Annotated in this window: 15 protein-coding genes and 1 pseudogene; 7 read left to right on the forward strand and 9 right to left on the reverse strand. The window is 51.1% G+C overall.

Annotated features, from left to right (window positions below):
- Nucleotides 1-12 precede the first annotated feature (12 nt).
- Nucleotides 13-348, reverse strand: a complete 336-nt coding sequence (gene eutS, locus BEA93_RS11710) for an ethanolamine utilization microcompartment protein EutS (RefSeq protein WP_000356954.1) — start codon at nucleotides 346-348, stop codon at nucleotides 13-15.
- 291 nt (nucleotides 349-639) lie between these two features.
- A complete protein-coding gene (maeB, locus tag BEA93_RS11715) occupies nucleotides 640-2919 on the reverse strand; it encodes an NADP-dependent oxaloacetate-decarboxylating malate dehydrogenase (RefSeq protein ID WP_000342663.1) in 2280 nt (759 codons plus the stop codon).
- 285 nt (nucleotides 2920-3204) lie between these two features.
- Between maeB and tal the strand changes: the two genes are divergently transcribed.
- Entirely contained in the window at nucleotides 3205-4155 is a 951-nt protein-coding gene (gene tal / locus BEA93_RS11720; protein ID WP_061090366.1) for a transaldolase, read from the forward strand.
- A 19-nt stretch (nucleotides 4156-4174) separates the two neighbouring features.
- On the forward strand, nucleotides 4175-6178 hold the full coding sequence (tkt, locus tag BEA93_RS11725; protein ID WP_105224833.1) for a transketolase: 2004 nt from the start codon (nucleotides 4175-4177) through the stop codon (nucleotides 6176-6178).
- 128 nt (nucleotides 6179-6306) lie between these two features.
- On the opposite strand, the gene BEA93_RS11730 is transcribed toward tkt, so the two are convergent.
- From BEA93_RS11730 to aegA, 3 genes are all read right to left on the reverse strand, one after another.
- Entirely contained in the window at nucleotides 6307-7350 is a 1044-nt protein-coding gene (locus BEA93_RS11730) for a DUF1176 domain-containing protein (protein WP_105224832.1), read from the reverse strand.
- 125 nt (nucleotides 7351-7475) lie between these two features.
- The gene (nudK, locus tag BEA93_RS11735; RefSeq protein ID WP_000193712.1) at nucleotides 7476-8051 is read right to left on the reverse strand and encodes a GDP-mannose pyrophosphatase NudK; all 576 of its coding nucleotides are present in this window, start codon (nucleotides 8049-8051) and stop codon (nucleotides 7476-7478) included.
- A 67-nt stretch (nucleotides 8052-8118) separates the two neighbouring features.
- A complete protein-coding gene (gene aegA, locus BEA93_RS11740; protein WP_105224831.1) occupies nucleotides 8119-10098 on the reverse strand; it encodes a formate-dependent uric acid utilization protein AegA in 1980 nt (659 codons plus the stop codon).
- A 205-nt stretch (nucleotides 10099-10303) separates the two neighbouring features.
- On the opposite strand from aegA, the gene narQ reads away from it, so the two are divergent.
- Nucleotides 10304-12004 carry a nitrate/nitrite two-component system sensor histidine kinase NarQ gene (narQ, locus tag BEA93_RS11745; RefSeq protein ID WP_010378985.1) on the forward strand — a complete coding sequence of 567 codons (1701 nt, stop codon included), beginning with the start codon at nucleotides 10304-10306 and terminating at the stop codon, nucleotides 12002-12004.
- A 108-nt stretch (nucleotides 12005-12112) separates the two neighbouring features.
- Here narQ and BEA93_RS11750 read toward each other — a convergent pair.
- Nucleotides 12113-14158: pseudogene (locus BEA93_RS11750) on the reverse strand (autotransporter outer membrane beta-barrel domain-containing protein); the annotation flags it as partial.
- A 1416-nt stretch (nucleotides 14159-15574) separates the two neighbouring features.
- On the opposite strand from BEA93_RS11750, the gene acrD reads away from it, so the two are divergent.
- Nucleotides 15575-18688, forward strand: coding sequence for a multidrug efflux RND transporter permease AcrD (gene acrD, locus BEA93_RS11755; RefSeq protein WP_085449137.1), 3114 nt, complete (start codon nucleotides 15575-15577; stop codon nucleotides 18686-18688).
- 98 nt (nucleotides 18689-18786) lie between these two features.
- On the opposite strand, the gene ypfM is transcribed toward acrD, so the two are convergent.
- Nucleotides 18787-18846, reverse strand: coding sequence for a protein YpfM (gene ypfM, locus BEA93_RS11760; protein ID WP_001386977.1), 60 nt, complete (start codon nucleotides 18844-18846; stop codon nucleotides 18787-18789).
- Between the two features lie 378 nt (nucleotides 18847-19224).
- Here ypfM and BEA93_RS11765 point away from each other — a divergent pair, with 378 nt between their 5' ends.
- From BEA93_RS11765 to BEA93_RS11775, 3 genes are read left to right on the forward strand one after another with little or no spacing between them, the layout of a single operon-like run.
- Complete coding sequence (locus tag BEA93_RS11765; RefSeq protein ID WP_000258263.1) at nucleotides 19225-19581, forward strand: ArsC family reductase; 357 nt, start codon at nucleotides 19225-19227, stop codon at nucleotides 19579-19581.
- A gap of 3 nt (nucleotides 19582-19584) precedes the next feature.
- The gene (gene dapE / locus BEA93_RS11770) at nucleotides 19585-20712 is read left to right on the forward strand and encodes a succinyl-diaminopimelate desuccinylase (RefSeq protein ID WP_105224830.1); all 1128 of its coding nucleotides are present in this window, start codon (nucleotides 19585-19587) and stop codon (nucleotides 20710-20712) included.
- A 27-nt stretch (nucleotides 20713-20739) separates the two neighbouring features.
- Nucleotides 20740-20940 (forward strand): YpfN family protein, encoded by a 201-nt coding sequence (locus tag BEA93_RS11775; protein WP_000383836.1) that lies wholly within the window; start codon nucleotides 20740-20742, stop codon nucleotides 20938-20940.
- A 128-nt stretch (nucleotides 20941-21068) separates the two neighbouring features.
- Here the strand turns inward: BEA93_RS11775 and ypfH are convergent, their stop codons facing one another.
- Together ypfH and tmcA are read right to left on the reverse strand one after the other, a co-directional pair.
- Nucleotides 21069-21767: an esterase gene (ypfH, locus tag BEA93_RS11780; protein ID WP_000679835.1), complete on the reverse strand. Its 699-nt coding sequence runs from the start codon at nucleotides 21765-21767 to the stop codon at nucleotides 21069-21071.
- A gap of 73 nt (nucleotides 21768-21840) precedes the next feature.
- Nucleotides 21841-23856, reverse strand: a complete 2016-nt coding sequence (gene tmcA / locus BEA93_RS11785; protein ID WP_105224829.1) for a tRNA cytosine(34) acetyltransferase TmcA — start codon at nucleotides 23854-23856, stop codon at nucleotides 21841-21843.
- Between the last annotated feature and the right edge of the window lie 8 nt (nucleotides 23857-23864).

Here is a 23864-nt window from a genome sequence, read left to right on the forward strand (position 1 = left end):
GAATGCCTCGTATTAACTTTTCGTCATTTCACACAGCGTATAATTTAATAAGCGCCCTAAACCGCTAACGGTTTGTAATAAAGCTTCTTCCACTGCGCCCACCGAGCCATAAATCACCAGAGCACCACTGAAGCGGTCGAGAAAACCAATGTGTACGTCGGCGGCTTTCAATGCTAAATCACCGGCAATCATCGCCGTTTCGCCGGGAGTTAGCGTCATAATGCCGATTGCACCTGCATCCGGAACACCGATTTTCTTCGCCAGTTCCTCGCCAGGGTGCGCAATGAGATGTGCCAGCGTGACCTGTTTCCCGGGCACAAATTCCTGAATGATGCGTTCTTTATCCATGAGTCGCCGCCTGTGAAAAACTTGCGGCTATCGTGACAATTTTTCGTCAGAGTAAATAACAAAATTCGGCAAGCGAGTTTGAAAGGTGAGGTAGATCACTAAGAATGGGGAGATATTTTATGTAATGCATAAATTTTCACGTGCAGCACATGAATATAATTAAATTGATATTGATTTATTTTTATATGGCGTACTTTATTATTCGAAAAACCAGTAATAATCCTTTCTGATATATTGCGGCAAATCGCTTACCCCGAATAATTCAGGGTAAGCGTGATTTAACATTAAGAATTACAGCGGTTGAGTTTGCGCTTCAACCACGGCCAGCGCCACCATGTTAACGATACGACGCACTGACGCGATTGGCGTTAATACGTGAACCGGTTTTGCCACGCCCATCAGCACCGGGCCGACCGTCACACCTTCCGAGCTGGAAACGCGCAACAAGTTGTAACTAATGCGGGCGGCTTCCATGTTCGGCATCACCAGAATATTGGCGGAACCTTTCAAAGGGCTGTCCGGCATACGGTCGTTGCGAATCGCTTCTACCAGCGCCGCGTCACCATGCATTTCACCATCAATCATCAGTTCAGGAGCACGTTCTCTCACCAGCTCCAGCGCTTTACGCATCTTGCTTGACGACGGGCAGTCAGAAGAGCCGAAGTTGGAATGCGACAGCAGAGCAACGCGCGGCTCAATACCGAAACGACGGACCGTTTCTGCCGCCATCAAGGTGATCTCCGCCAGCTCTTCTGCATCTGGCTCATTATTGACGTAAGTATCAGCAATAAAGGTGTTACCACTCGGCAGCAGCAGCGCGTTCATTGCGCCAGCGGTGTGAACACCATCGCGATAGCCAAACACATTTTTCACCACGCTGAAGTGTTCGTGATATTCGCCCACCGTACCGCAGATCATTGCATCGGCTTCGCCACGCTGAACCATGATCGCGCCGATCACAGTCGGGTTGCTGATCAGAGCACGCTGCGCCTGTTCCTGAGTTACACCACGACGCTTCATGATCTGGAAGTATTCGCTCCAGTACTCTTTAAAGCGCGGATCGGATTCGTTATTGACGATCTCAAAATCAACGCCCGCTTTGATCTGCAAACCCAGTTTCTGAATGCGCATTTCGATCACATTTGGACGACCAATAAGAATTGGTTTTGCCAGTCCCAGCGTTACCAGTTCCTGAGTCGCGTGCAGAACGCGCGCCTCTTCCCCTTCAGGCAGGACAACGCGCTTCGGCGCTTTGCGAGCCTGGGAGAAAATCGGCTTCATAAACAGGTTGGTTTTGTAAACGAACTCGGTCAACTTGTCGATGTAGGCGTCAAAGTCGGCAATCGGGCGCGTCGCCACACCGGACTCCATTGCCGCTTTTGCCACCGCTGGCGCGATCTTGACGATCAGACGTGGATCGAACGGTTTAGGAATAATGTATTCCGGGCCAAAGCTCAGATCCTGATCGCCATAGGCAGAAGCAACCACTTCGCTCTGTTCCGCATGAGCCAGTTCAGCAATTGCGCGTACCGCTGCCAGTTTCATCTCTTCGTTGATGGCCGTTGCGCCAACGTCCAGCGCGCCACGGAAGATGAACGGGAAGCAAAGCACGTTGTTGACCTGGTTCGGATAGTCGGAACGACCGGTACAGATGATGGCGTCCGGACGCACTTCTTTCGCCAGCGGCGGCAGAATTTCCGGTTCCGGGTTCGCCAGCGCCAGAATCATCGGCGCGCGAGCCATTTTCTTCACCATCTCCTGGGTCAGCACTTTCGGGCCGGAACAGCCGAGGAAAATATCCGCGCCTTCAATCACATCGTCGAGGGTACGTTTGCCGTCATCCACAACTGCATATGCCGCTTTGGTTTCCGCCATGTTCGGCTCGCGCCCCTGATAGATAACGCCTTTTGAGTCGCAAACTACGATGTTGTGTTTTTGCAGACCCAGCGCCACCAGCAGGTTCATACAGGCGATTGCCGCTGCACCTGCGCCAGAAACCACCATCCTTACGTCGGAGATATTTTTCTCCACCACGCGCAAGCCGTTGAGGATGGCGGCGGTGCTGATGATTGCCGTACCGTGCTGGTCGTCATGGAATACCGGAATGTTCATTCGCTGGCGCAGTTTCTGCTCAATGTAGAAACATTCTGGCGCTTTAATGTCTTCAAGGTTGATACCACCGAACGTCGGTTCGAGTGCGGCGACCACTTCAATAAATTTATCCGGGTCCAGCTCATCAACTTCGATGTCAAACACATCTATCCCGGCGAATTTCTTAAACAGAACGCCCTTGCCTTCCATTACCGGTTTGCCTGCCAGTGCTCCAATGTTACCGAGCCCCAGCACTGCCGTACCGTTAGAGATCACCGCCACCAGGTTACCGCGCGCTGTATATTTGTAGGCTTTTAACGGATCTTTTTCGATTTCAAGACAAGGCGCGGCGACGCCAGGCGAATAGGCCAGCGCCAGATCACGCTGCGTTGCCAGAGGTTTGGTCGGAGAAACCTGGATTTTCCCTGGGACTGGAAATTCATGGAAATCAAGTGCACTTTGTTTTAACTGGTCATCCATTTGGTTGTTCCTTTCACGTAACGTTCACAAAAATGTGTGGGTTGCTGCCTTCGCCCACAACGTGGCGCACATTATCACCTTGCCGGAGCTTTCAGACTTTGAGCAAGTCCAAACTCTCCACATCGAAATAATGTTTCGGTAATAATCCTATAACACTGATGTTACCTGCTTAATCCAGCAATACCATGCCTGTCTGCTATGCTTTTTTGATGCGTTTCGCGAAATTTGTCAGAAGTGTGAATTAACGCACTCATCTAACACTTTACTTTTCAAGGAGTATTTCCTATGAACGAGTTAGACGGCATCAAACAGTTCACCACGGTCGTGGCAGACAGTGGCGATATTGAGTCCATTCGTCACTACCATCCTCAGGATGCCACCACCAATCCTTCGCTGTTACTCAAGGCTGCCGGATTATCACAATATGAGCATTTAATAGACGATGCTATTGCCTGGGGTAAAAAAAACGGTCAAACCCAGGAACAACAAGTCGTCGCGGCCTGTGACAAACTGGCGGTCAATTTCGGTACAGAAATTCTCCAAATCGTACCCGGTCGTGTGTCGACAGAAGTTGATGCACGCCTCTCTTTTGATAAAGAAAAGAGTATTGAGAAAGCGCGCCATCTGGTGGATTTGTACCAGCAGCAGGGCGTTGAGAAGTCACGCATTCTGATCAAGTTGGCTTCGACATGGGAAGGAATTCGCGCGGCAGAAGAGCTGGAAAAAGAAGGTATTAATTGCAATCTGACGCTGCTGTTTTCCTTTGCTCAGGCACGAGCCTGCGCAGAAGCAGGCGTTTTTCTGATTTCACCGTTTGTGGGCCGTATTTATGACTGGTATCAGGCGCGCAAACCAATGGACCCATATGTGGTAGAAGAAGATCCGGGCGTCAAATCAGTACGCAATATCTACGACTACTATAAACAGCACCGTTACGAAACCATCGTGATGGGCGCAAGTTTCCGCCGTACCGAGCAAATCCTCGCTTTAACCGGTTGTGACCGTCTGACCATCGCGCCGAACTTGCTGAAAGAGTTGCAGGAAAAAGTCTCGCCGGTGGTACGTAAATTAATCCCGCCTTCTCAGCATTTCCCGCGCCCTACCCCTATGAGCGAAGCGGAATTTCGTTGGGAACACAATCAGGATGCGATGGCGGTAGAAAAACTGTCTGAAGGCATCCGCCTGTTCGCTGTCGATCAACGCAAACTGGAAGATCTTCTTGCCGCCAAACTGTAAACCAGCCACGGAGTGTTCTATGTCCCGAAAAGACCTTGCCAATGCGATTCGCGCGCTCAGTATGGATGCGGTGCAAAAAGCCAATTCTGGTCATCCCGGCGCGCCGATGGGCATGGCCGATATTGCCGAAGTGCTGTGGAACGATTTTCTTAAACATAACCCCACCGACCCGACCTGGTATGATCGCGACCGCTTTATTCTCTCTAACGGTCACGCATCGATGCTGCTCTACAGTTTGCTGCATCTGACCGGTTATGACCTGCCGCTGGAAGAGCTGAAGAACTTCCGTCAGCTACATTCAAAAACACCAGGTCACCCGGAGATTGGCTATACGCCGGGCGTAGAAACCACCACGGGGCCGCTGGGTCAGGGGCTGGCGAACGCAGTCGGACTGGCGATAGCAGAACGCACGCTGGCGGCGCAGTTTAACCAGCCGGATCATGAGATTGTCGATCACTTCACTTATGTGTTTATGGGTGATGGTTGCCTGATGGAAGGCATCTCCCATGAGGTCTGTTCACTGGCGGGAACGCTGGGACTCGGTAAGCTGATTGGTTTTTACGATCACAACGGGATTTCGATTGATGGTGAAACTGAAGGCTGGTTTACCGACGATACGGCAAAACGCTTTGAAGCCTATCACTGGCATGTTGTCCACGAAATCGACGGTCACGATCCGCAAGCGGTGAAGGAAGCTATTCTCGAAGCACAAAGCGTGAAAGATAAGCCGTCGCTGATTATCTGCCGCACGGTGATTGGCTTTGGCTCGCCTAATAAAGCGGGTAAAGAAGAGGCGCACGGCGCCCCACTGGGTGAAGAAGAAGTGGCGCTGGCACGGCAAAAACTGGGCTGGCATCATCCACCCTTTGAGATCCCCAAAGAGATTTACCACGCCTGGGATGGCCGCGAAAAAGGCGAAAAAGCGCAGCAGAGCTGGAATGAGAAGTTTGCCGCGTATAAAAAAGCCCATCCACAACTGGCAGAAGAGTTTACCCGCCGGATGAGTGGCGGTTTGCCGAAAGACTGGGAGAAAACGACTCAGAAATATATCAATGAGTTGCAGGCGAATCCGGCGAAAATCGCGACCCGCAAAGCCTCGCAAAATACGCTTAACGCTTACGGCCCAATGCTGCCGGAGCTGCTTGGCGGTTCAGCGGATCTGGCTCCCAGCAACCTCACCATCTGGAAAGGTTCTGTGTCGCTGAAGGAAGATCCGGCAGGGAATTATATTCACTACGGGGTGCGTGAATTTGGTATGACCGCTATCGCCAACGGCATCGCGCACCACGGTGGATTTGTACCGTATACCGCAACGTTCCTGATGTTTGTTGAATATGCCCGCAACGCCGCGCGTATGGCGGCACTGATGAAAGCGCGGCAGATTATGGTTTATACCCATGACTCGATTGGTCTGGGGGAAGATGGCCCGACGCACCAGGCGGTTGAGCAACTGGCCAGTTTGCGCTTAACGCCGAATTTCAGCACCTGGCGACCGTGCGATCAGGTAGAAGCGGCGGTGGGCTGGAAACTGGCGGTTGAGCGCCATAACGGACCGACGGCGCTGATCCTCTCCAGACAAAATCTGGCCCAGGTGGAACGCACTCCGGAGCAGGTGAAAGAGATTGCTCGTGGCGGTTATGTGTTGAAAGACAGCGGCGGCAAGCCGGATATTATCTTGATTGCTACCGGTTCAGAGATGGAGATTACCCTGCAAGCGGCAGAGAAACTGGCGGGCGAAGGACGCAATGTGCGCGTGGTTTCCTTACCCTCGACGGATATTTTTGACGCCCAGGATGAGGAATATCGTGAGTCGGTGCTGCCCTCAAACGTTTCTGCCCGCGTAGCGGTAGAAGCAGGTATTGCCGATTACTGGTACAAATATGTCGGTCTGAAAGGGGCGATTGTCGGAATGACAGGTTATGGCGAATCTGCTCCGGCGGATAAACTATTCCCGTTCTTTGGCTTTACTGCCGAGAATATTGTGGAAAAAGCGCATAAGGTGCTTGGGGTAAAAGGCGTCTGATGCTGATTGCCGGATGCTGATTGCCGGATGCTGATTGCCGGATGCGACGCTGACGCGTCTTATCCGGCCTACCGCGTCTTATCCGGCCTGGCGCGTCTTATCAGGCTTACATGTTCCCGCCATGATGTTTAACGGGTGATCCACAACGTGGGCCAGGCGTCTGGTCCATGCCAGTTATCGCAAGTTGGCTCTGCGGCGTAACGCACCAGACGAAAGCGCTGGCCGTCAAAACGCCAGCGAGTCTGGATACCACAATCGCTTAACCCACGCCCTTTCGCTAACGTCACCAGTTCACGCGACTTTTCATCAAATGTCGCGTTCATCAACTCCAGTTCATTCGTCTCCTGACCGTTGTTGAACGGTAAGCGCAACCTTACCGGGCGCGATGCCAGCGGTTTTTTACGCGAAACGATCCACACCAGATCAATGGTGTTATACGCGCCAGCCTCACAGCCAATCATCATTAATGCCTTGTCGTCGGTCAGCGCCGTGACGCTCACTTCACGACGCAACGGGTCAAGCGAACAACGCAGCCCCTTCATCCGCCAGTTACCGTAATCCAGCAAATCATTACGTTCTTCAAGTGAGAGTGGCGTTGGCGTTGGATTCACTACTGCGACCTCTTTCAGTGCAGGCGCAGGCGGCACGCTAAGCGGCGGCTCATCCCCTTTCTTGATCCACGCGGTTTCACTACCAACGCGCTTTTGTTGGGCATCAATAAATATCAACGCCGCTTTTAAACCGCTCAAAGAAATGGTCTGCTCGCCGTCACGTAAGGTGATTGCCTTCCCATCCTGAACCCTCTTTAAAAACGCGGTGATGGTCGCCGTATCATCGGTCACTAATAACCACGGCGAAATTCGCCACTTATCTCCTATTAATGCCAGCGGCTTGCCATCTAATAGTAGTCGTGGCGCTATCTCCTCTTCCAACGCATCCGGTGATTTCAAACCACCACGCTCAATACGTAAAACGGCGTCGGTATGCGCCCCGGCACTGCGGCTAAGAGTCATCACCAACCCATTGTGATCGCCTGTGTTGCGCGCTACGCAGAAATTTTGATTATTACAAGTGACCTGCCAGTCGGAAAACGTCCGTTGCGCTGGTGCTGCCCACGCTAAAGACGTCGGCAACAAAGCGATAAACATGAGAAGGAAAATGCGATAGCGCATGGACGGTACGACCCCAGAAGTTCAAACAAACAGCACAAGTCGTATCTTCGTTGCGCAGATAGCGCGGCTCAATCGGATTTATCGGATTGAGCCAATAATAATCAGCGAAATATTATTGTTACTTTTCAGTCCATTAAATGTGACGCTTGCAAATAGTTAAGCAATAACACCGTCTTACCGTCACGTATCTCGCCAGTTTTGATCATCTCCAGCGCCTGGCTGAACGGCAGCTCGAGCACTTCAATATCTTCATCTTCTACGCCGCCACCCGCGTTAGCGCGCTGACTGTCACTGTATTCCGCGATAAAAAAGTGGATTAACTCGGTCACACCGCCAGGCGACATATACAGTTCAAATAATTTGCGTACTTCACCAACTTCATAACCCGTCTCTTCAATCGCTTCTTTGCGAATACAGACTTCCGGTTCATCGTTATCCAGCAGCCCGGCGCAGGTTTCAATCAACTGCCCACTTTCATTGCCATTAACCCAGGTGGCAACGCGGAACTGACGAATCAGCACCACGGTCTTTTTCTTCGCGTTGTACAGAAGGATCGTCGCGCCATTACCGCGATCATAAACCTCACGTTTATGGCGGATCACTTCGCCATCTTTGCGCGTAAGATCATAAGTAATGTTGTGCAGGGTGAAATAGTTATCGGAGAGAATTTTGTCTTTGATGAGGGTGATTTGTTGCGTCATACCGACTCCACAGCGCGAAATGAACTGTTATCTTACGCTGTGAAGTCGGGTTTGTCTGTGTATGAAATTAGTGAGATTTGACTGATTTTACCCCCAGCCAGTCAATAATTCCCTGCGCCGCATGACGCCCTTCCGCCATTGCGGTAACCACCAGATCCGCACCACGCACGGCGTCGCCACCGGCGAAGATTTTCGGGTTCGTCGTCTGGTAACGGTACTGGCTTTCAACGTCCGCCACAATGCGGCCCCATTTATCCACAGTGACACCGTGCGACTCCAGCCACGGCATCCCGTGCGGGTTAAAACCAAACGCCATAATCACCGCGTCGGCTGGCATGACAAATTCACTGCCTTCAACCGGCACCGGACGTCGACGTCCTTGTGCATCCGCTTCACCAAGACGCGTGCGCAGGAAACGAATTCCGCAAACGTGACCTTGTTCATTCAGCTCAAGCGCCACCGGCTGGACGTTAAATTCGAAGTTCGCTCCCTCTTCGCGGGCGTTTTTCACCTCTTTTTTCGAGCCAGGCATGTTAGCTTCGTCACGACGATAGGCACAGGTGACGTTACTCGCGCCGTGACGCAACGCGGTGCGCACACAGTCCATTGCGGTGTCGCCACCGCCCAGTACCACGACATTTAGTCCGGCGGTATTGATAAACGGCTCTTCCGGTAATTCTTCAAGCCCCATCACCTGTTTGGTGTTAGCAATGAGGAACGGCAGAGCGTCATAAACGCCCGGCGCATCTTCATTGGGTAAGCCCGCTTTCATGGAACGGTAAGTACCTACGCCAACGAAAACCGCATCATACTGTTCCAGCAACGCATCCAAAGAGACATCTTTGCCCACTTCACAATTGAGTTCGAAGTGAATTCCCATCGCGCTGAAGATTTCCCGACGACGCGCCAGCAGAGATTTATCCAGTTTAAAAGAAGGAATGCCAAAGGTGAGCAGGCCGCCGATTTCCGGATGGCGATCGTACACCGTCACCTCAACACCGTTACGCGTCAGGACATCCGCACAAGCCAGCCCCGCCGGCCCCGCGCCGATAATCGCCACCCGCTTGTCGACTTTGGTGACGTGGCTTAAGTCAGGCCGCCAGCCTTTCGCCAGCGCCTGATCCGAAATGTAGCGTTCAATGTTGCCGATGGTTACCGCGCCGTGTTCATCGCGAATGGTGCAGGCACCTTCACACAGGCGGTCTTGCGGGCAGACACGCCCGGTAATTTCTGGCAGGGTGTTGGTCTGGTGAGAAAGCTCGACCGCTGCGTCGATGTTTCCGGCTTTCACCAGTTCAATCCACTGTGGAATATGGTTATGCAGCGGGCAAGTCCATTCACAGACGCTGTGTTCACCGCACTTCAGGCAGCGCGAGGCTTCTCGCTGCGCCTGATCGGCACGAAACGGTAGATAAATCTCATCAAAGCCAGTTTTACGCGCTTCAATTGCCAGTTTATCCGGCTCGCCGCGCGCGGGCGTTGCCTGCATTTGCTCAACTTTACTCATCACCGGCATTTCTTGTGCCGTTGTACTGGCATGCCAGGGTTGATGTTCCTGACGAGCGGTGCGTAAGCGGCGGGATTTCGCCATGCCGGATAATGTGGAGTCGGTGACCAGTTGCAACGCATCCGCCGGGCAGTTTTCGACACAGGCGGGGCCGTTTTCTCGCCCTGCGCACAGGTCGCATTTATGCGCTGTAGCTTTCACTTTACCCGCAGCGACGGGGGTCAGGACGATTTGCATGGTGCCAAACGGACAGGCCACCACGCAGGATTTACAGCCAATGCACTTTTGTTGATTGACCTGAATACTGTCATCAACATGGCTGATCGCGCCATTGGGGCAGCTACGGGCACAGGGCGCATCTTCGCAGTGATGGCAGGTTACCGCACTACGCTGTTGCTGATGTTTAATAACCGTAATTCGGGGGTGAAAATGGTGTTGGCTCAAGACATGTTGTTCATCATTGTGAGCCATGACACAGGCGATTTCACAAGCATGACAACCCAGACATTGCTGACTGTTGGCCATAATAAAACGATTCATAACGACCTTCTTTTTTGGTTGTAAAAACCTTATTCTTTATATGAGTGTTGTTATTACCCGACTTACAGGGGAATCGGCAATATTCATTTGCCCAGGGCAAGTAACTATTTCGCTATAAACTGTGGCAGATCAAATAATCTCATCGCTTATTAAATTGCGTTTCAGCGACCTGAAACATTAATTATTTTATGTGGAGAAGACGCGTGTGATTGTCAAACGACCCGTCTCGGCCAGTCTGGCCCGGGCCTTTTTTTACATTGTGCTGCTGTCGATCCTTTCCACTGGTATTGCTCTGCTAACTTTGGCGAGCAGTTTGCGCGATGCCGAAGCGATCAATATTGCCGGATCGCTACGTATGCAAAGTTATCGTTTGGGTTACGATCTGCAACGCGGCAGCCCGCAGCTCAATGCGCATCGCCAACTGTTCCAGCAGGCACTGCATTCACCGGTATTAACCAATCTCAACGTCTGGTATGTGCCAGAAGCGGTAAAAACTCGCTATGCGCATTTAAATGCCAACTGGCTGGAGATGAATAACCGGCTCATTAACGGCGATTTGCCGTGGTATCAGGCTAATATCAATAGTTATGTCAATCAGATAGACCTGTTCGTGCTGGCTTTGCAGCACTACGCTGAACGCAAAATGCTGCTGGTGGTGGCGATTTCTCTGGCTGGCGGCATCGGTATTTTCACGCTGGTCTTTTTTACTCTGCGCCGCATACGCCATCAGGTGGTTGCTCCGCTGAATCATCTGGTGACCGCCAGTCAGCGTATTGAACACGGGCAGTTCGACTCACCGCCACTGGATACCAGCCTGCCGAATGAACTGGGGCTGCTTGCAAAAACCTTTAACCAGATGTCGAGCGAGCTGCATAAGTTGTACCGCTCGCTGGAGGCGTCAGTAGAAGAAAAAACCCGCGATCTCCACGAAGCGAAGCGCCGTCTGGAAGTGCTGTACCAATGCTCGCAGGCGCTAAATACCAGCCAGATTGATGTACATTGTTTCCGTCATATTTTGCAGATTGTTCGCGACAATGAAGCGGCTGATTACCTGGAGCTTAACGTTGGTGAAAACTGGCGGATTAGCGAAGGAAAGCCAAACCCTGAACTGCCGATGCAAATTTTGCCGGTGACCATGCAAGAGACAGTGTATGGCGAACTACACTGGCAAAATAGTAACGTGTCAGCGTCAGAACCGCTGCTTAACAGCGTTTCGTCGATGCTGGGCCGTGGTTTGTACTTTAATCAGGCGCAGAAGCATTTTCAGCAGTTGCTGTTGATGGAAGAACGCGCAACCATCGCCCGCGAGTTGCACGACTCGCTGGCACAGGTGCTTTCTTACTTACGTATCCAGTTGACATTACTGAAGCGTTCGATACCGGAAGATAACGCCACCGCACAAAGTATCATGGCCGATTTTTCCCAGGCGTTGAATGATGCTTATCGGCAGTTGCGCGAGCTGTTGACCACTTTCCGTCTGACACTCCAGCAGGCGGATCTCCCCTCTGCGCTGCGTGAAATGCTGGATGCGTTGCAAAACCAAACCAGTGCCAGACTGACGCTCGACTGCCGTCTGCCAACCCTGGCGCTGGATGCACAAATGCAAGTGCATTTGTTGCAAATTATTCGCGAGGCGGTGCTGAATGCGATGAAGCACGCCAACGCCAGCGAAATTGCCGTCAGTTGCGTCACCGCGCCGGACGGCAATCACACGGTCTATATCCGTGATAACGGTATCGGCATCGGTGAACCGAAAGAACCCGAAGGTCATTATGGTCTGAATATCATGCGCGAGCGTGCAGAACGGCTGGGTGGTACGCTGACTTTTTCGCAACCTTCTGGCGGTGGCACGTTAGTGAGTATTAGCTTTCGCTCTGCGGAGGGTGAGGAAAGCCAGCTTATTTGACATCCATGCTCGAAATAAGCCGACTTTAAATAAGGCTCTACGACTGATATAAGCCTGATACATTTACTTACCCGGCGGCGAAACAACACCGGGTAAGCCCTCTGTATTTTACCAACTGTAACGCAGGTTCAGACTGCCATTAAGATCGTTATAGTTATGGCTTCCTGTCTCACCAACAACCTGGCCAGTAATACTCCACTGGCAGTCCTGGTTCGCCTGAATCCCTACTTTCGCCTGCGCCCGGTTAGTCGGGCTATCCTGTTTCATCTCCGCGCCATCGAACGAAACTGAAACATCACCGCTAGTGTACAACCAGTTCACTTCGGCAAATGGCTGGATCATGGATGTTGCGTTCCTGTGCAATTTACCATCCACACGCAGCCCCAGACGGGTGGTCCAGCTATCACTATCCTGATCGTCAATACGAGTGCCGTTATTGTCGATAACGCTGTCAGCATCATACTTCTGCCAGGTCGCCTGCGCCTGTGGTATCAGGCTCACTGTATTCTGGTTACTCAGCGCAATATCGTGGCGGTAGCCCGTCTCCAGCGAGATGGCATGTGCCGTGGAGTCATAACCCTCAGAACCTACGTCACCGTTACTCACGCTGTTGTTGTAGAAGCCATACTGATACCAGCTATCGACATAAACCCCTTGATGGTTTTGCGCATCAGCAAACCAGGTCGCATATACTCCGAGATTGTAGCCATCAACATTACCTGTCGCGCTGAACCGACTGCCGTCCGCGCCACGATTACCCTCGCTGTCGGTGTCTGCGTTGATGTAACTGGCCATCACGCCGACTTTCAGACTCTGCCTGTCGTTATCCCACGCCAGGATATCGCCGCCCAACTGAAACTGCGAATAGTTGTTGTTGATATCAACATTGCCGTCAGCCGCCTGCGACCCGGCATTACCCGCCTTGAAACGCATCCAGACACTGCCATCTTCATTATGGTACTGACTACCTTCGCGATCGTACAACGTCTGCATTTGCAGGTTACGCACCATCCACTGGTTACCGAGGTAAGCGCCGATATCAGGGCGATATTGCGGCGTTACCGGGACATCGCCACTATCATCCGGTTCCGGTGGAACGGTGGATTGTGAGCGTAAATACCAGTCGCCTTCATCTTCATACAGACGGTATTCATACAGCCCAATCTGCACCTGGTTACCCTGGGTAAAGGCACCTTCTGACTGGCCGCCGACATCGATCACTTCAATACCATTTTTCGTCTGTGCGCCTTTACCATTGACGTTAGCAACATAGACCGTCGTGTTACCCGAAGTATCACCGGAGATGACCAGTTTATCGGTTGGTGAACTGTCGTCGCCCAGTTGCGTGTTGAAATACAGATTACCGTTGTCGCCAGTGTAGTTACCGTTGATGGTTAGTGTGTTGCCCGTTTCGCCTTCATGGCTCATAGCAATCTTGCCACTGTTGTAGACATCGCCGTTCACTACGCCGCTGCCGCCGAAAGTGGCACCAGAGTCAACATTTACAGCCCCCTGGCCAGACGCATCCGGCACGCCAATTACTCCGGTATCCGTCAGCCACAATGTGCCTTCGGTGACGCGAGTTTCACCGCTGTAAGTGTTGGCAGTGTTCAGGATCAACGTGCCGTCACCCGCTTTGGTCAGCGTTGAACCATCCCAGCGAGTGGCGTCGTTCGGGGCAACATCGGCCAGTATGGTGTTCAGCGTAAAGCTGCCATCGGGATCGCTCAGGGTGAAGGTTCCGTGAGCATCTGTGACCGCACTGTTTTCATCTGCGTACCAGGACAGCGAGGTAGCGAGCTCGTACTGCGAGTTATCCGTGGGGTTAATACGACCCGCGACCGTCAGGAAGTCGATCGCTCTCGTCTTCATTCCGGCGACGGTCAGGTCGTCAAAGTCGCCGTTGATGGTGCCATCGGTGTCGATCAGCGTGAAGGTGTAGGGATCATGGCTGAGCGGCTCCTGAATATTACCCACCCCAGTAATATTCAGCGTACCGTCCAGCGAGGCGCTGTCGGCGGTGATGATTGGGCTACTGGCGTCTTCCCCAAGGTTGATATTCAGAACGCTGCCATCCTGCTGGGTGAATACGCCGGTGTTAAGCGTTGAACCCGCCGCCAGCGTGGTGGTGCCGCCGCTAAATGTCGTCAGGTTCGCCAGCACGTATTATTCCTTTTTAATTAAAGTTCAATAAAGCGCCTTATTTTGAGGAAAGAAACAAACTCACCGATTATGATTTTCACAACAGAGAACTTTTTATCCCAATGCTCTGGTAATAAACACATATTGCGCGCAATATAATTTAATAAGATTTGGCGCAATATCCCTCTTACCCATAACAAGTATTGAAAAACATCCAAAAACATTCATCAGAGTAAAGTTTTTTATTTTTGGCGCTAACACGCCACCGTTGCTGATATTTAACCAACAACATAAAATCATTATTATCGACAAGTTAGTGATTAATCACTTCCATATTACATCTTCATCTACCGTTCACTAGTTAATAGTGGGCTACTGTTAGCCTGCCTGAAACAAGGTGCCAAAACAGTCTTTAAAATGTTCCGCACAAAGAAAAAATATAAATAAAATCAATTAATTATACTCAATAAACATAAACACATGTAATGCAAAAGTTAATAAAAAACCATTGCAAACCATGCCAATACATTTTATTGGCAATAGTTCATCCGGAGCGACACCCCCTCCATGAAATAGATATTAAAAATAGTGACAGTTTATTTAAATAAAGTCATATAGTTTTTATAGATCGATAAATGAAAATCGATCTATAAAACAGATCGATCCATATGAAGAATAGTTCACGGTGTACCTACCAAGATGATTAAAATATTTTCTCAGAAAGCTAAGAATATTTACAACATCACTTAGCATATGATTTTCAACAAAAAAAATGGTCTTCTCATTTTAAGAACCATAGAGGAAAAAGATACCCGACGTTAATTAATAAGATAGAGAGCAAGTCATATTCGTATAAAACAATAGATATCAAAAATAATTCCACACAAACAAAATACAAGAATCATACATGACATCGATTTAATATCTCTATATATTCATATGATTATTAGCAGAAGTCATAAAATAGTGTTTAGTATGTTGATGAGCGTCAGCAAAAACGAGCAGTTTCCTCGCTTATTGATATGGAACCAGACAAACGAAATATCCGCTTTTTGCAAGCTCTCCGGGAAAAACGATGCCGGGCAACGATTCCGTTAAGAAGAAATTTTGTTAACATCCTGCTGCGGCTTTACATTTGTAAAGGTGAGTTTTCGCTGACAGGGTTCGAATGATGCTCTTCCTTGCGATATCAAAATAAAAAATCGCTGTATTTTTTATCAAAAATTCAACAAATTAGAAAAACATTCCGTTCATGCACCGCAATGGAAAGAGATAGCTGCCGTTACTTTACGCTTATGCAAACTTTGCTACCGAGTGCTGATAATTTACATTATCTCCTTTTTTTCTCCACGATTGGCTCGTACCTTGCCGCTACAGTGAAGCAAGGTATGCCCATAACGATACGCAGAAACACGAGGTCCTCTTTTAATGGCGAATTTCTTTATTGATCGCCCCATTTTTGCCTGGGTACTGGCAATCCTGTTGTGTCTGACAGGAACCCTGGCGATTTTTTCATTGCCTGTTGAACAATACCCGGATCTCGCCCCCCCTAATGTGCGAGTAACGGCTAACTATCCTGGCGCGTCGGCCCAGACGCTGGAAAACACCGTGACCCAGGTTATTGAGCAGAATATGACTGGCCTCGATAACCTGATGTATATGTCGTCACAAAGCAGCGGCACCGGCCAGGCGTCGGTGACGCTCAGTTTTAAAGCAGGCACAGACCCGGACGAAGCAGTGCAACAGGTGCAAAACCAGTTGCAATCAGCCATGCGTAAACTCCCCCAGGCGGTGCAAAATCAGGGCGTAACGGTACGTAAAACTGGCGATACCAACATTCTGACCATTGCCTTCGTCTCTACTGATGGTTCAATGGATAAACAGGATATTGCCGATTATGTTGCCAGTAATATTCAGGATCCGTTAAGCCGTGTTAATGGCGTTGGTGATATTGACGCTTACGGTTCGCAGTATTCGATGCGTATCTGGCTTGATCCGGCAAAACTGAACAGTTTCCAGATGACCGCCAAAGATGTCACTGATGCCATTGAGTCGCAGAATGCGCAGATTGCGGTTGGGCAACTTGGCGGAACACCTTCTGTTGATAAACAGGCGCTAAATGCCACCATTAACGCTCAGTCGCTGTTGCAAACGCCTGAACAGTTCCGTGATATCACCTTGCGGGTGAATCAGGACGGTTCAGAAGTAAGGCTGGGCGATGTCGCCACCGTCGAAATGGGAGCGGAGAAATATGATTATCTTAGCCGCTTTAATGGTAAGCCAGCCTCGGGTCTGGGAGTAAAACTGGCCTCCGGCGCGAACGAAATGGCAACGGCGGAGCTGGTGCTCAACCGTCTGGATGAACTGGCGCAGTATTTCCCCCCCGGACTGGAGTACAAGGTGGCATATGAAACCACCTCGTTTGTTAAGGCCTCCATTGAAGACGTGGTGAAAACTCTGCTGGAAGCTATCGCACTGGTTTTCCTCGTCATGTACCTGTTCCTGCAAAACTTCCGTGCCACGCTGATTCCGACTATCGCCGTACCGGTAGTGTTGATGGGAACCTTCTCCGTGCTTTACGCCTTCGGTTACAGCGTCAACACCTTAACCATGTTCGCGATGGTGCTGGCGATCGGCCTGCTGGTGGATGACGCCATCGTGGTGGTGGAAAACGTCGAACGTATTATGAGCGAAGACGGACTTTCGCCCCGCGAGGCGACGCGGAAATCGATGAGTCAGATCCAGGGCGCGCTGGTCGGGATTGCGATGGTGCTTTCGGCTGTTTTTGTGCCAATGGCCTTCTTCGGCGGCACCACCGGGGCTATCTATCGCCAGTTCTCCATCACTATTGTTGCGGCGATGGTGCTGTCGGTACTGGTGGCGATGATTCTCACTCCGGCACTGTGCGCCACGCTACTTAAGCCACTGAAAAAAGGTGAGCATCACGGGCAGAAAGGCTTTTTTGCCTGGTTTAACCAGATGTTCAACCGCAACGCCGAACGCTACGAAAAAGGGGTGGCGAAAATTCTCCACCGCAGCCTGCGCTGGATTGTGATTTATGTCCTGCTACTTGGCGGCATGGTGTTTCTGTTCCTGCGTCTGCCAACGTCGTTCCTGCCACTGGAAGACCGTGGCATGTTCACCACCTCGGTGCAGTTGCCCAGCGGCTCGACCCAGCAACAAACCCTGAAAGTGGTGGAACAGATCGAGAAGTATTACTTCACTCATGAGAAAGACAACATCACGTCGGTGTTTGCCACGGTCGGTTCTGGCCCTGGCGGCAACGGGCAAAACGTGGCGCGGATGTTTATCCGCCTGAAAGACTGGAGCGAACGCGACAGTAAAACCGGCACCTCGTTTGCCATTATCGAACGTGCAACGAAAGAATTTAATAAGATTAAAGAAGCCCGAGTTATTGCCAGCAGCCCGCCAGCAATTAGCGGTCTTGGCAGTTCTGCGGGTTTTGATATGGAGTTGCAGGACCACGCCGGGGCGGGTCACGATGCGCTAATGGCAGCACGTAACCAGTTACTGGCGCTGGCGGCAGAAAACCCGGAATTAACCCGTGTGCGCCATAATGGTCTTGATGACAGTCCGCAGTTGCAGATTGATATCGACCAACGTAAAGCCCAGGCGCTGGGCGTTGCCATTGACGATATTAACGACACGCTGCAAACCGCGTGGGGTTCGAGCTATGTAAATGACTTTATGGATCGCGGTCGCGTGAAGAAAGTCTATGTGCAGGCTGCCGCGCCGTATCGCATGCTGCCAGATGACATCAATCTGTGGTATGTGCGTAACAAAGACGGCGGCATGGTGCCTTTCTCTGCCTTCGCGACCTCCCGCTGGGAAACAGGTTCGCCGCGTCTGGAACGCTATAACGGTTATTCCGCGGTAGAGATTGTCGGGGAAGCTGCGCCGGGCGTCAGTACCGGTACTGCAATGGATATTATGGAATCGTTAGTTCAGCAATTGCCGAACGGCTTCGGTCTGGAGTGGACGGCAATGTCGTATCAGGAACGGCTTTCCGGCGCGCAGGCTCCGGCGCTGTATGCGATTTCATTGCTGGTCGTGTTCCTGTGTCTGGCAGCACTGTACGAAAGCTGGTCGGTGCCGTTCTCGGTGATGCTGGTCGTGCCATTGGGGGTTATCGGCGCGCTGCTGGCAACCTGGATGCGTGGGCTGGAAAACGATGTTTATTTCCAGGTGGGACTGTTAACGGTCATTGGTTTATCAGCGAAAAACGCCATTCTGATTGTCGAGTTCGCTAACGAGATGAATCAAAAAGGCCACGACCTTTTTGAAGCAACGCTTTATGCCTGCCGCCAGCGTTTACGCCCGATTTTAATGACCTCGCTGGCGTTTGTCTTCGGCGTACTGCCGATGGCAGTCAGCAGCGGTGCTGGCTCCGGCGGACAACATGCGGTTGGTACTGGCGTAATGGGGGGGATGATTTCCGCTACCATTCTGGCAATTTACTTCGTACCGCTATTCTTTGTGCTGGTACGTCGCCGCTTCCCGCTGAAACCCCGGCCGGAATAAACAATAAAAAAGGCGACATGCCAACGTGTCGCCTTTTTCAACTTTCTGATAAAGAACCTGTTCATCAGGTTCTTTCATTTTACCTTTTGTCCTGGTAATTACTTACGAAGCATAACTTCGATAAAGTCTTTCCAGTTCCCCAGTTCACGTTCAATCATAACAACCTCTCTTATAATTATGGGTATTCTACGGAAACAATATACCGTGGTGAAGCTAATTTATTCGATTGCTGTGATTACTACCTCCGGGGCAAAACCTATGTAAATACTATGGCCCTGAGACAGGGATTTTTATGTGATGCAAAGCAACATTTCAACATATTCATACGGATTCTAATACTGAATCAATTCTGCTTGAAATACAGACAGATACCTAGGGGAATATTCTTAATAATTGCGTTCAAACTGCTCACAATTATTTAATAGTTGTTAAGTGAAATACCTTAATAATGTTATATTCTCTGACAATCATTTGCAGGGGAAATGTATTGCCCGTTAAATGATTATTTATTCTTAATAATCGCAAAAGGATTCATTATGGTTACCCTTTACGGCATCAAAAACTGTGACACCATTAAAAAAGCCCGCCGTTGGCTGGAAACCAATAGCATTGACTTTCGCTTTCACGATTACCGTGTTGATGGTCTGGACAGTGAATTGCTGAACTCATTTATCAACGAATTAGGCTGGGAAGCGTTACTCAACACCCGTGGCACCACCTGGCGTAAACTGGACGAAATCACTCGCAATAAAATCACCGATGCGGCGTCTGCTGCGGCATTAATGACTGAAATGCCTGCAATTATCAAACGCCCATTGCTCTGCGCGCCCGGGAAGCCTATGCTGCTGGGTTTCAGTGAATCCAGTTATCAGCAATTTTTCCATGAGGTGTAGTCTATGTCGTGTCCGGTTATTGAGCTGACACAGCAGCTTATTCGCCGCCCATCCTTAAGTCCTGATGACGCAGGGTGTCAGGCAATTATGATCGAACGTTTACAGGCGATCGGTTTTACCGTCGAACGCATGGACTTTGCGGATACGCAGAATTTCTGGGCGTGGCGTGGACAGGGAGAAACGTTAGCCTTTGCCGGACATACCGACGTTGTACCGCCTGGCGATGCCGACCGTTGGATCAACCCACCATTTGAACCGACCATTCGTGATGGTATGTTATTCGGGCGCGGCGCGGCAGATATGAAAGGGTCGTTGGCGGCGATGGTCGTGGCGGCAGAACGCTTTGTCGCGCAACATCCCAACCATAAAGGTCGACTGGCGTTTCTGATCACCTCAGACGAAGAGGCCAGCGCCCACAACGGCACGGTCAAAGTGGTTGAAACCTTAATGGCGCGTCGTGAACGGCTGGATTACTGCCTGGTTGGCGAACCGTCGAGTATCGAAGTTGTCGGTGATGTAGTGAAAAATGGCCGTCGCGGCTCGTTGACCTGTAACCTTACTATTCATGGCGTGCAGGGACACGTAGCCTACCCACACCTTGCAGATAACCCCGTGCATCGCGCAGCACCTTTCCTCAATGAGTTAGTGGCTATCGAGTGGGATAAGGGTAATGAATTTTTCCCGGCAACCAGTATGCAGGTAGCTAATATTCAGGCGGGTACTGGCAGTAATAACGTCATTCCGGGTGAGCTGTATATACAGTTTAACTTTCGTTTCAGTACTGAACTGACAGACGAAATGATCAAAGCGCAGGTTCATGCGTTACTGGAAAAATATCAGCTACGCTACACCGTTGACTGGTGGCTTTCCGGACAGCCATTTTTGACCGCGCGCGGTAAACTGGTCGATGCGGTAGTCAACGCTGTTGAGCACTATAATGAAATTAAACCGCAGCTACTGACCACAGGCGGAACGTCCGATGGGCGCTTTATTGCCCGCATGGGGGCGCAGGTGGTGGAACTCGGGCCGGTCAATGCCACCATTCATAAAATTAATGAATGCGTCAATGCTGCCGACCTGCAGCTACTTGCCCGTATGTATCAACGTATCATGGAACAGCTCGTCGCCTGATGAGTAGTTCTGCAAGAGGAAATAAGCATGGACTGGCTGGCTAAATATTGGTGGATTCTGGTGATTGTCTTTTTGGTGGGCGTTCTGCTGAATGTGATCAAAGATCTCAAGCGCGTCGACCATAAGAAATTTCTCGCCAACAAGCCGGAGCTTCCCCCGCATCGTGATTTCAACGATAAGTGGGACGATGACGACGACTGGCCGAAGAAGGATCAACCGAAGAAGTAAACTGGAGGAGCCGGACAATGTCTGGCCTTCAACCGTAGGCCTGATAAGACGCCTCAGCGTCGCATCAGGCACCATAGCCGGATGCGGCGTAAACGCCTTATCCGGCCTACGCACCTGGCACCTGTTTTTCACATCATTTCAATCACATCATTATCGCCGGGCTTACCGCCGCTTAACGCTTCGTCGAAGTAATGTTTCGGAATGGTATAACGCAAGTGATCCAGGGCAAATTGCATACTGCGATTATCGATCGCATGCCCCAAATCTTCCACGATATCCAGCGTGACATCACCACCAGCGTTAATTAACGCTTCTTGTGCCGCAACCGCATGTGCCAGATCGATAACCGGATCTTCACCACCGTGAATCAAGTGAATTGTCGTGGCAGTAGATGCGCTTTCCGGCAGGCTGGCATAACGCCCGTTAAAGGCTATTACGCGTGAGGCAAGACCCGGTTCGGCCTTAATGCTCTCCAGTGCCATAATCGCCCCTTGTGAGAAACCGATCAGCGCCGTGGCGTTAGCCCCTACTCCGCTCTGTTTCTGCCAGTAGCGTACCGTCTCAATAAACGTCGGCATGATGGCATCTACCCTCGCCTGGCGATTTTCTTCCGTTATACCCTGCACCGAAAACCATTGACGCCCTGCCGGATTACCACTCGGCTCCGCGCCGCCGACACTCACCACCAGCGCATCCGGAAACAGCGGCGCAAACCAACTGCCGATTTCCCCCATCGCCACTGGATTATCCCCAACACCGTGGAAAAGCAGTAACAACTGTTGCGCTGGTTTGTCCGGACTTTGAACAACAAAATGGTCATGTTTCATGGCGAACTCCTTAACTGATGTCAGTAATTTTACGCCGCTGACTCACAATGACCATGAGAGAAAATTGAAGGAGTCAGTGAAAAAATTGCCATTGCGTTATGCCATCGCGCAGGCGTTCAGTGCGAACATCATCAAGTGCCAATAGCGCCTGCACGGCTTCTTCGCGTTGGCGGGCCAGCAATGCCTTACGGCCTGAAAGTTTAAGTGTGGTACATAACCGCGCGTCGCTGACGCTTTTCTGCAAGCGTCCACGCAGCGCCGGTAACGCCAGTTCACTGGTTTGTAGCAGACGCGTTAAACAACCTAACGACGTTAAAAGCGGACGATTAGCGAAAGCAAAACCAGCCAGTTCAAGCCAGTCGTCGTCAGAAAGCACGGTGTCGTTTAGCCGATCAACCGGAATAGTTTCGCCATTCCACTGCGCGAGAATTTGCGCATCGCGGCGTAAACGGTCATGCTCACGCTCCGCCAGTTGTTTCCCCGCTTCGCTAACAGGTAACAGCGCTATCGCCGTATAACAGCCGCTGCTGGCTTCGCGATGGTTACCTATCCGCACCAGCACAAAACCACATCGTTGCCAGAAGCGCCATAATTCATCGGTGTAACCAAAACTCACAGAAAGATAATCGAGGTCATACGTATATTTCAGGGCGCTGACAATAAGCTGTTGTCCTATGCCTTCCCGTTGACGCGCCGGATGAACGGCTATCCGACTGACACGCCGCCCGCGTAATGTCGCCGCCAGTGGATTGCTGCCGTGCGCTGCCAGCGATTGAGCCACCAGATTTCCCCGCGGACGACGAAAACCGGCCCAGACCGCCTGACTGAGTTGTTCAGATAATCCGCCTTCATCCACCAACCATAGCGCCCCGGCGATCTCGTTTTCGCAAGTCGCCTGTAGGAAATGTTGTCCGGGTGCGTCCATCATCCGCCGTAAATCCAGTGGCGACGTCCGGTAGTGCGCACCAGACAATAATTGATAAACCTTTAACGGTGTTTCCGGCTCACTGCGCCATAATATCTGTTCAAATGGAGAAATGGTGATCTCGCCTTGTGGTGCGTGCGTGAAATTTTCATCGTCAAAAACCAGTGCCTCGCTGACCACTTTTTCCAGTGGACATCCCTGCGCCCAACGGATCGGTTGTTGCAATTCAAAACGTTGCAGATGCGGAAAACGAGCGCAAAATTTCAGCAAAAATCCGCGCCCGGTGCCTTCATAGCCCTGCACCGTAGTGGTTAACAAAGTACGCGGAAAACGCGATACCAGTTGATGCAGTAACGGTGCGGGAATGGCTGCGGCTTCATCGACCACCAGCCAGTCGGCTTTCTCATTGCTGGCTAATAATACATCTGGTGCCACAAAGCGATACTTCTCGCCCGCAAACTGTGCCAGCACATCCGTTGCGGCTTTCGCAGGCGCAGTAACAATCGCACGACCTGCGATACGGGAAATGAGTTGCCCCGCCAGTGCCGACTTACCGCGCCCGCGCGCAGCAGTTACCGCGGCCACACCAGGCGGCATGGTCAGAAGCTGCTGTAGTATCTGTTGCTGTTCCGGCTGTGGTGCGCCAGTAGCGGGTTGCCAGTCAGTACGGGGAACAAAGTCAGCCAACGTTAGCGGCTGGTTTTGTCGCCAGAGAATAGAATCGTTCTCCGTCGTAAGGACGCATTTGAGATGTTGGACAAAATGTGGAGTAGCAATGGGACTGGAACAATCACTCCAGCGCAGAGAATCGGCATCGGGATGGTTTTCCCATTCTTCCCATACAGGAAGCAACAAAACCAACCAACTTCCCGCTTTCAGTGTCCCACTAAGCGCCGCAAATGCTGCAGCATCAAAACCCTGGTGGGCGTCAAATACGGCATGACAGAACTCGCGCCCCAGCAAAGTTTGTAGCGCCGATGGCGTACAGTGGTTTTCAGTAGTTGGCTGCGGCGAAACCCACAACCAGTCACCGGGTAATGTGTCACGCAATTTCAGTGCATGTTCACAGCACCAGCCCTCTTCCCCGCTCAACACCAACAAGCGGCGAATCCCTTCGCGTTTCATTTGCGCTGTTAATGTGTGTAGCGCAGTCAGTTCAGCCATCCCTGCCC

The sequence above is a fragment of the Escherichia sp. MOD1-EC5950 genome, from assembly GCF_002965345.1.
GTDB classification, from domain to species: domain Bacteria; phylum Pseudomonadota; class Gammaproteobacteria; order Enterobacterales; family Enterobacteriaceae; genus Escherichia; species Escherichia marmotae.

Coding starts and splice junctions, on each gene's coding strand:
- eutS (WP_000356954.1), bottom strand. CDS start 348: ATGGATAAAGAACGCATCATTCAGGAATTTGTGCCCGGGAAACAGGTC.
- maeB (WP_000342663.1), bottom strand. CDS start 2,919: ATGGATGACCAGTTAAAACAAAGTGCACTTGATTTCCATGAATTTCCA.
- tal (WP_061090366.1), top strand. CDS start 3,205: ATGAACGAGTTAGACGGCATCAAACAGTTCACCACGGTCGTGGCAGAC.
- tkt (WP_105224833.1), top strand. CDS start 4,175: ATGTCCCGAAAAGACCTTGCCAATGCGATTCGCGCGCTCAGTATGGAT.
- BEA93_RS11730 (WP_105224832.1), bottom strand. CDS start 7,350: ATGCGCTATCGCATTTTCCTTCTCATGTTTATCGCTTTGTTGCCGACG.
- nudK (WP_000193712.1), bottom strand. CDS start 8,051: ATGACGCAACAAATCACCCTCATCAAAGACAAAATTCTCTCCGATAAC.
- aegA (WP_105224831.1), bottom strand. CDS start 10,098: ATGAATCGTTTTATTATGGCCAACAGTCAGCAATGTCTGGGTTGTCAT.
- acrD (WP_085449137.1), top strand. CDS start 15,575: ATGGCGAATTTCTTTATTGATCGCCCCATTTTTGCCTGGGTACTGGCA.
- BEA93_RS11765 (WP_000258263.1), top strand. CDS start 19,225: ATGGTTACCCTTTACGGCATCAAAAACTGTGACACCATTAAAAAAGCC.
- dapE (WP_105224830.1), top strand. CDS start 19,585: ATGTCGTGTCCGGTTATTGAGCTGACACAGCAGCTTATTCGCCGCCCA.
- BEA93_RS11775 (WP_000383836.1), top strand. CDS start 20,740: ATGGACTGGCTGGCTAAATATTGGTGGATTCTGGTGATTGTCTTTTTG.
- ypfH (WP_000679835.1), bottom strand. CDS start 21,767: ATGAAACATGACCATTTTGTTGTTCAAAGTCCGGACAAACCAGCGCAA.
- tmcA (WP_105224829.1), bottom strand. CDS start 23,856: ATGGCTGAACTGACTGCGCTACACACATTAACAGCGCAAATGAAACGC.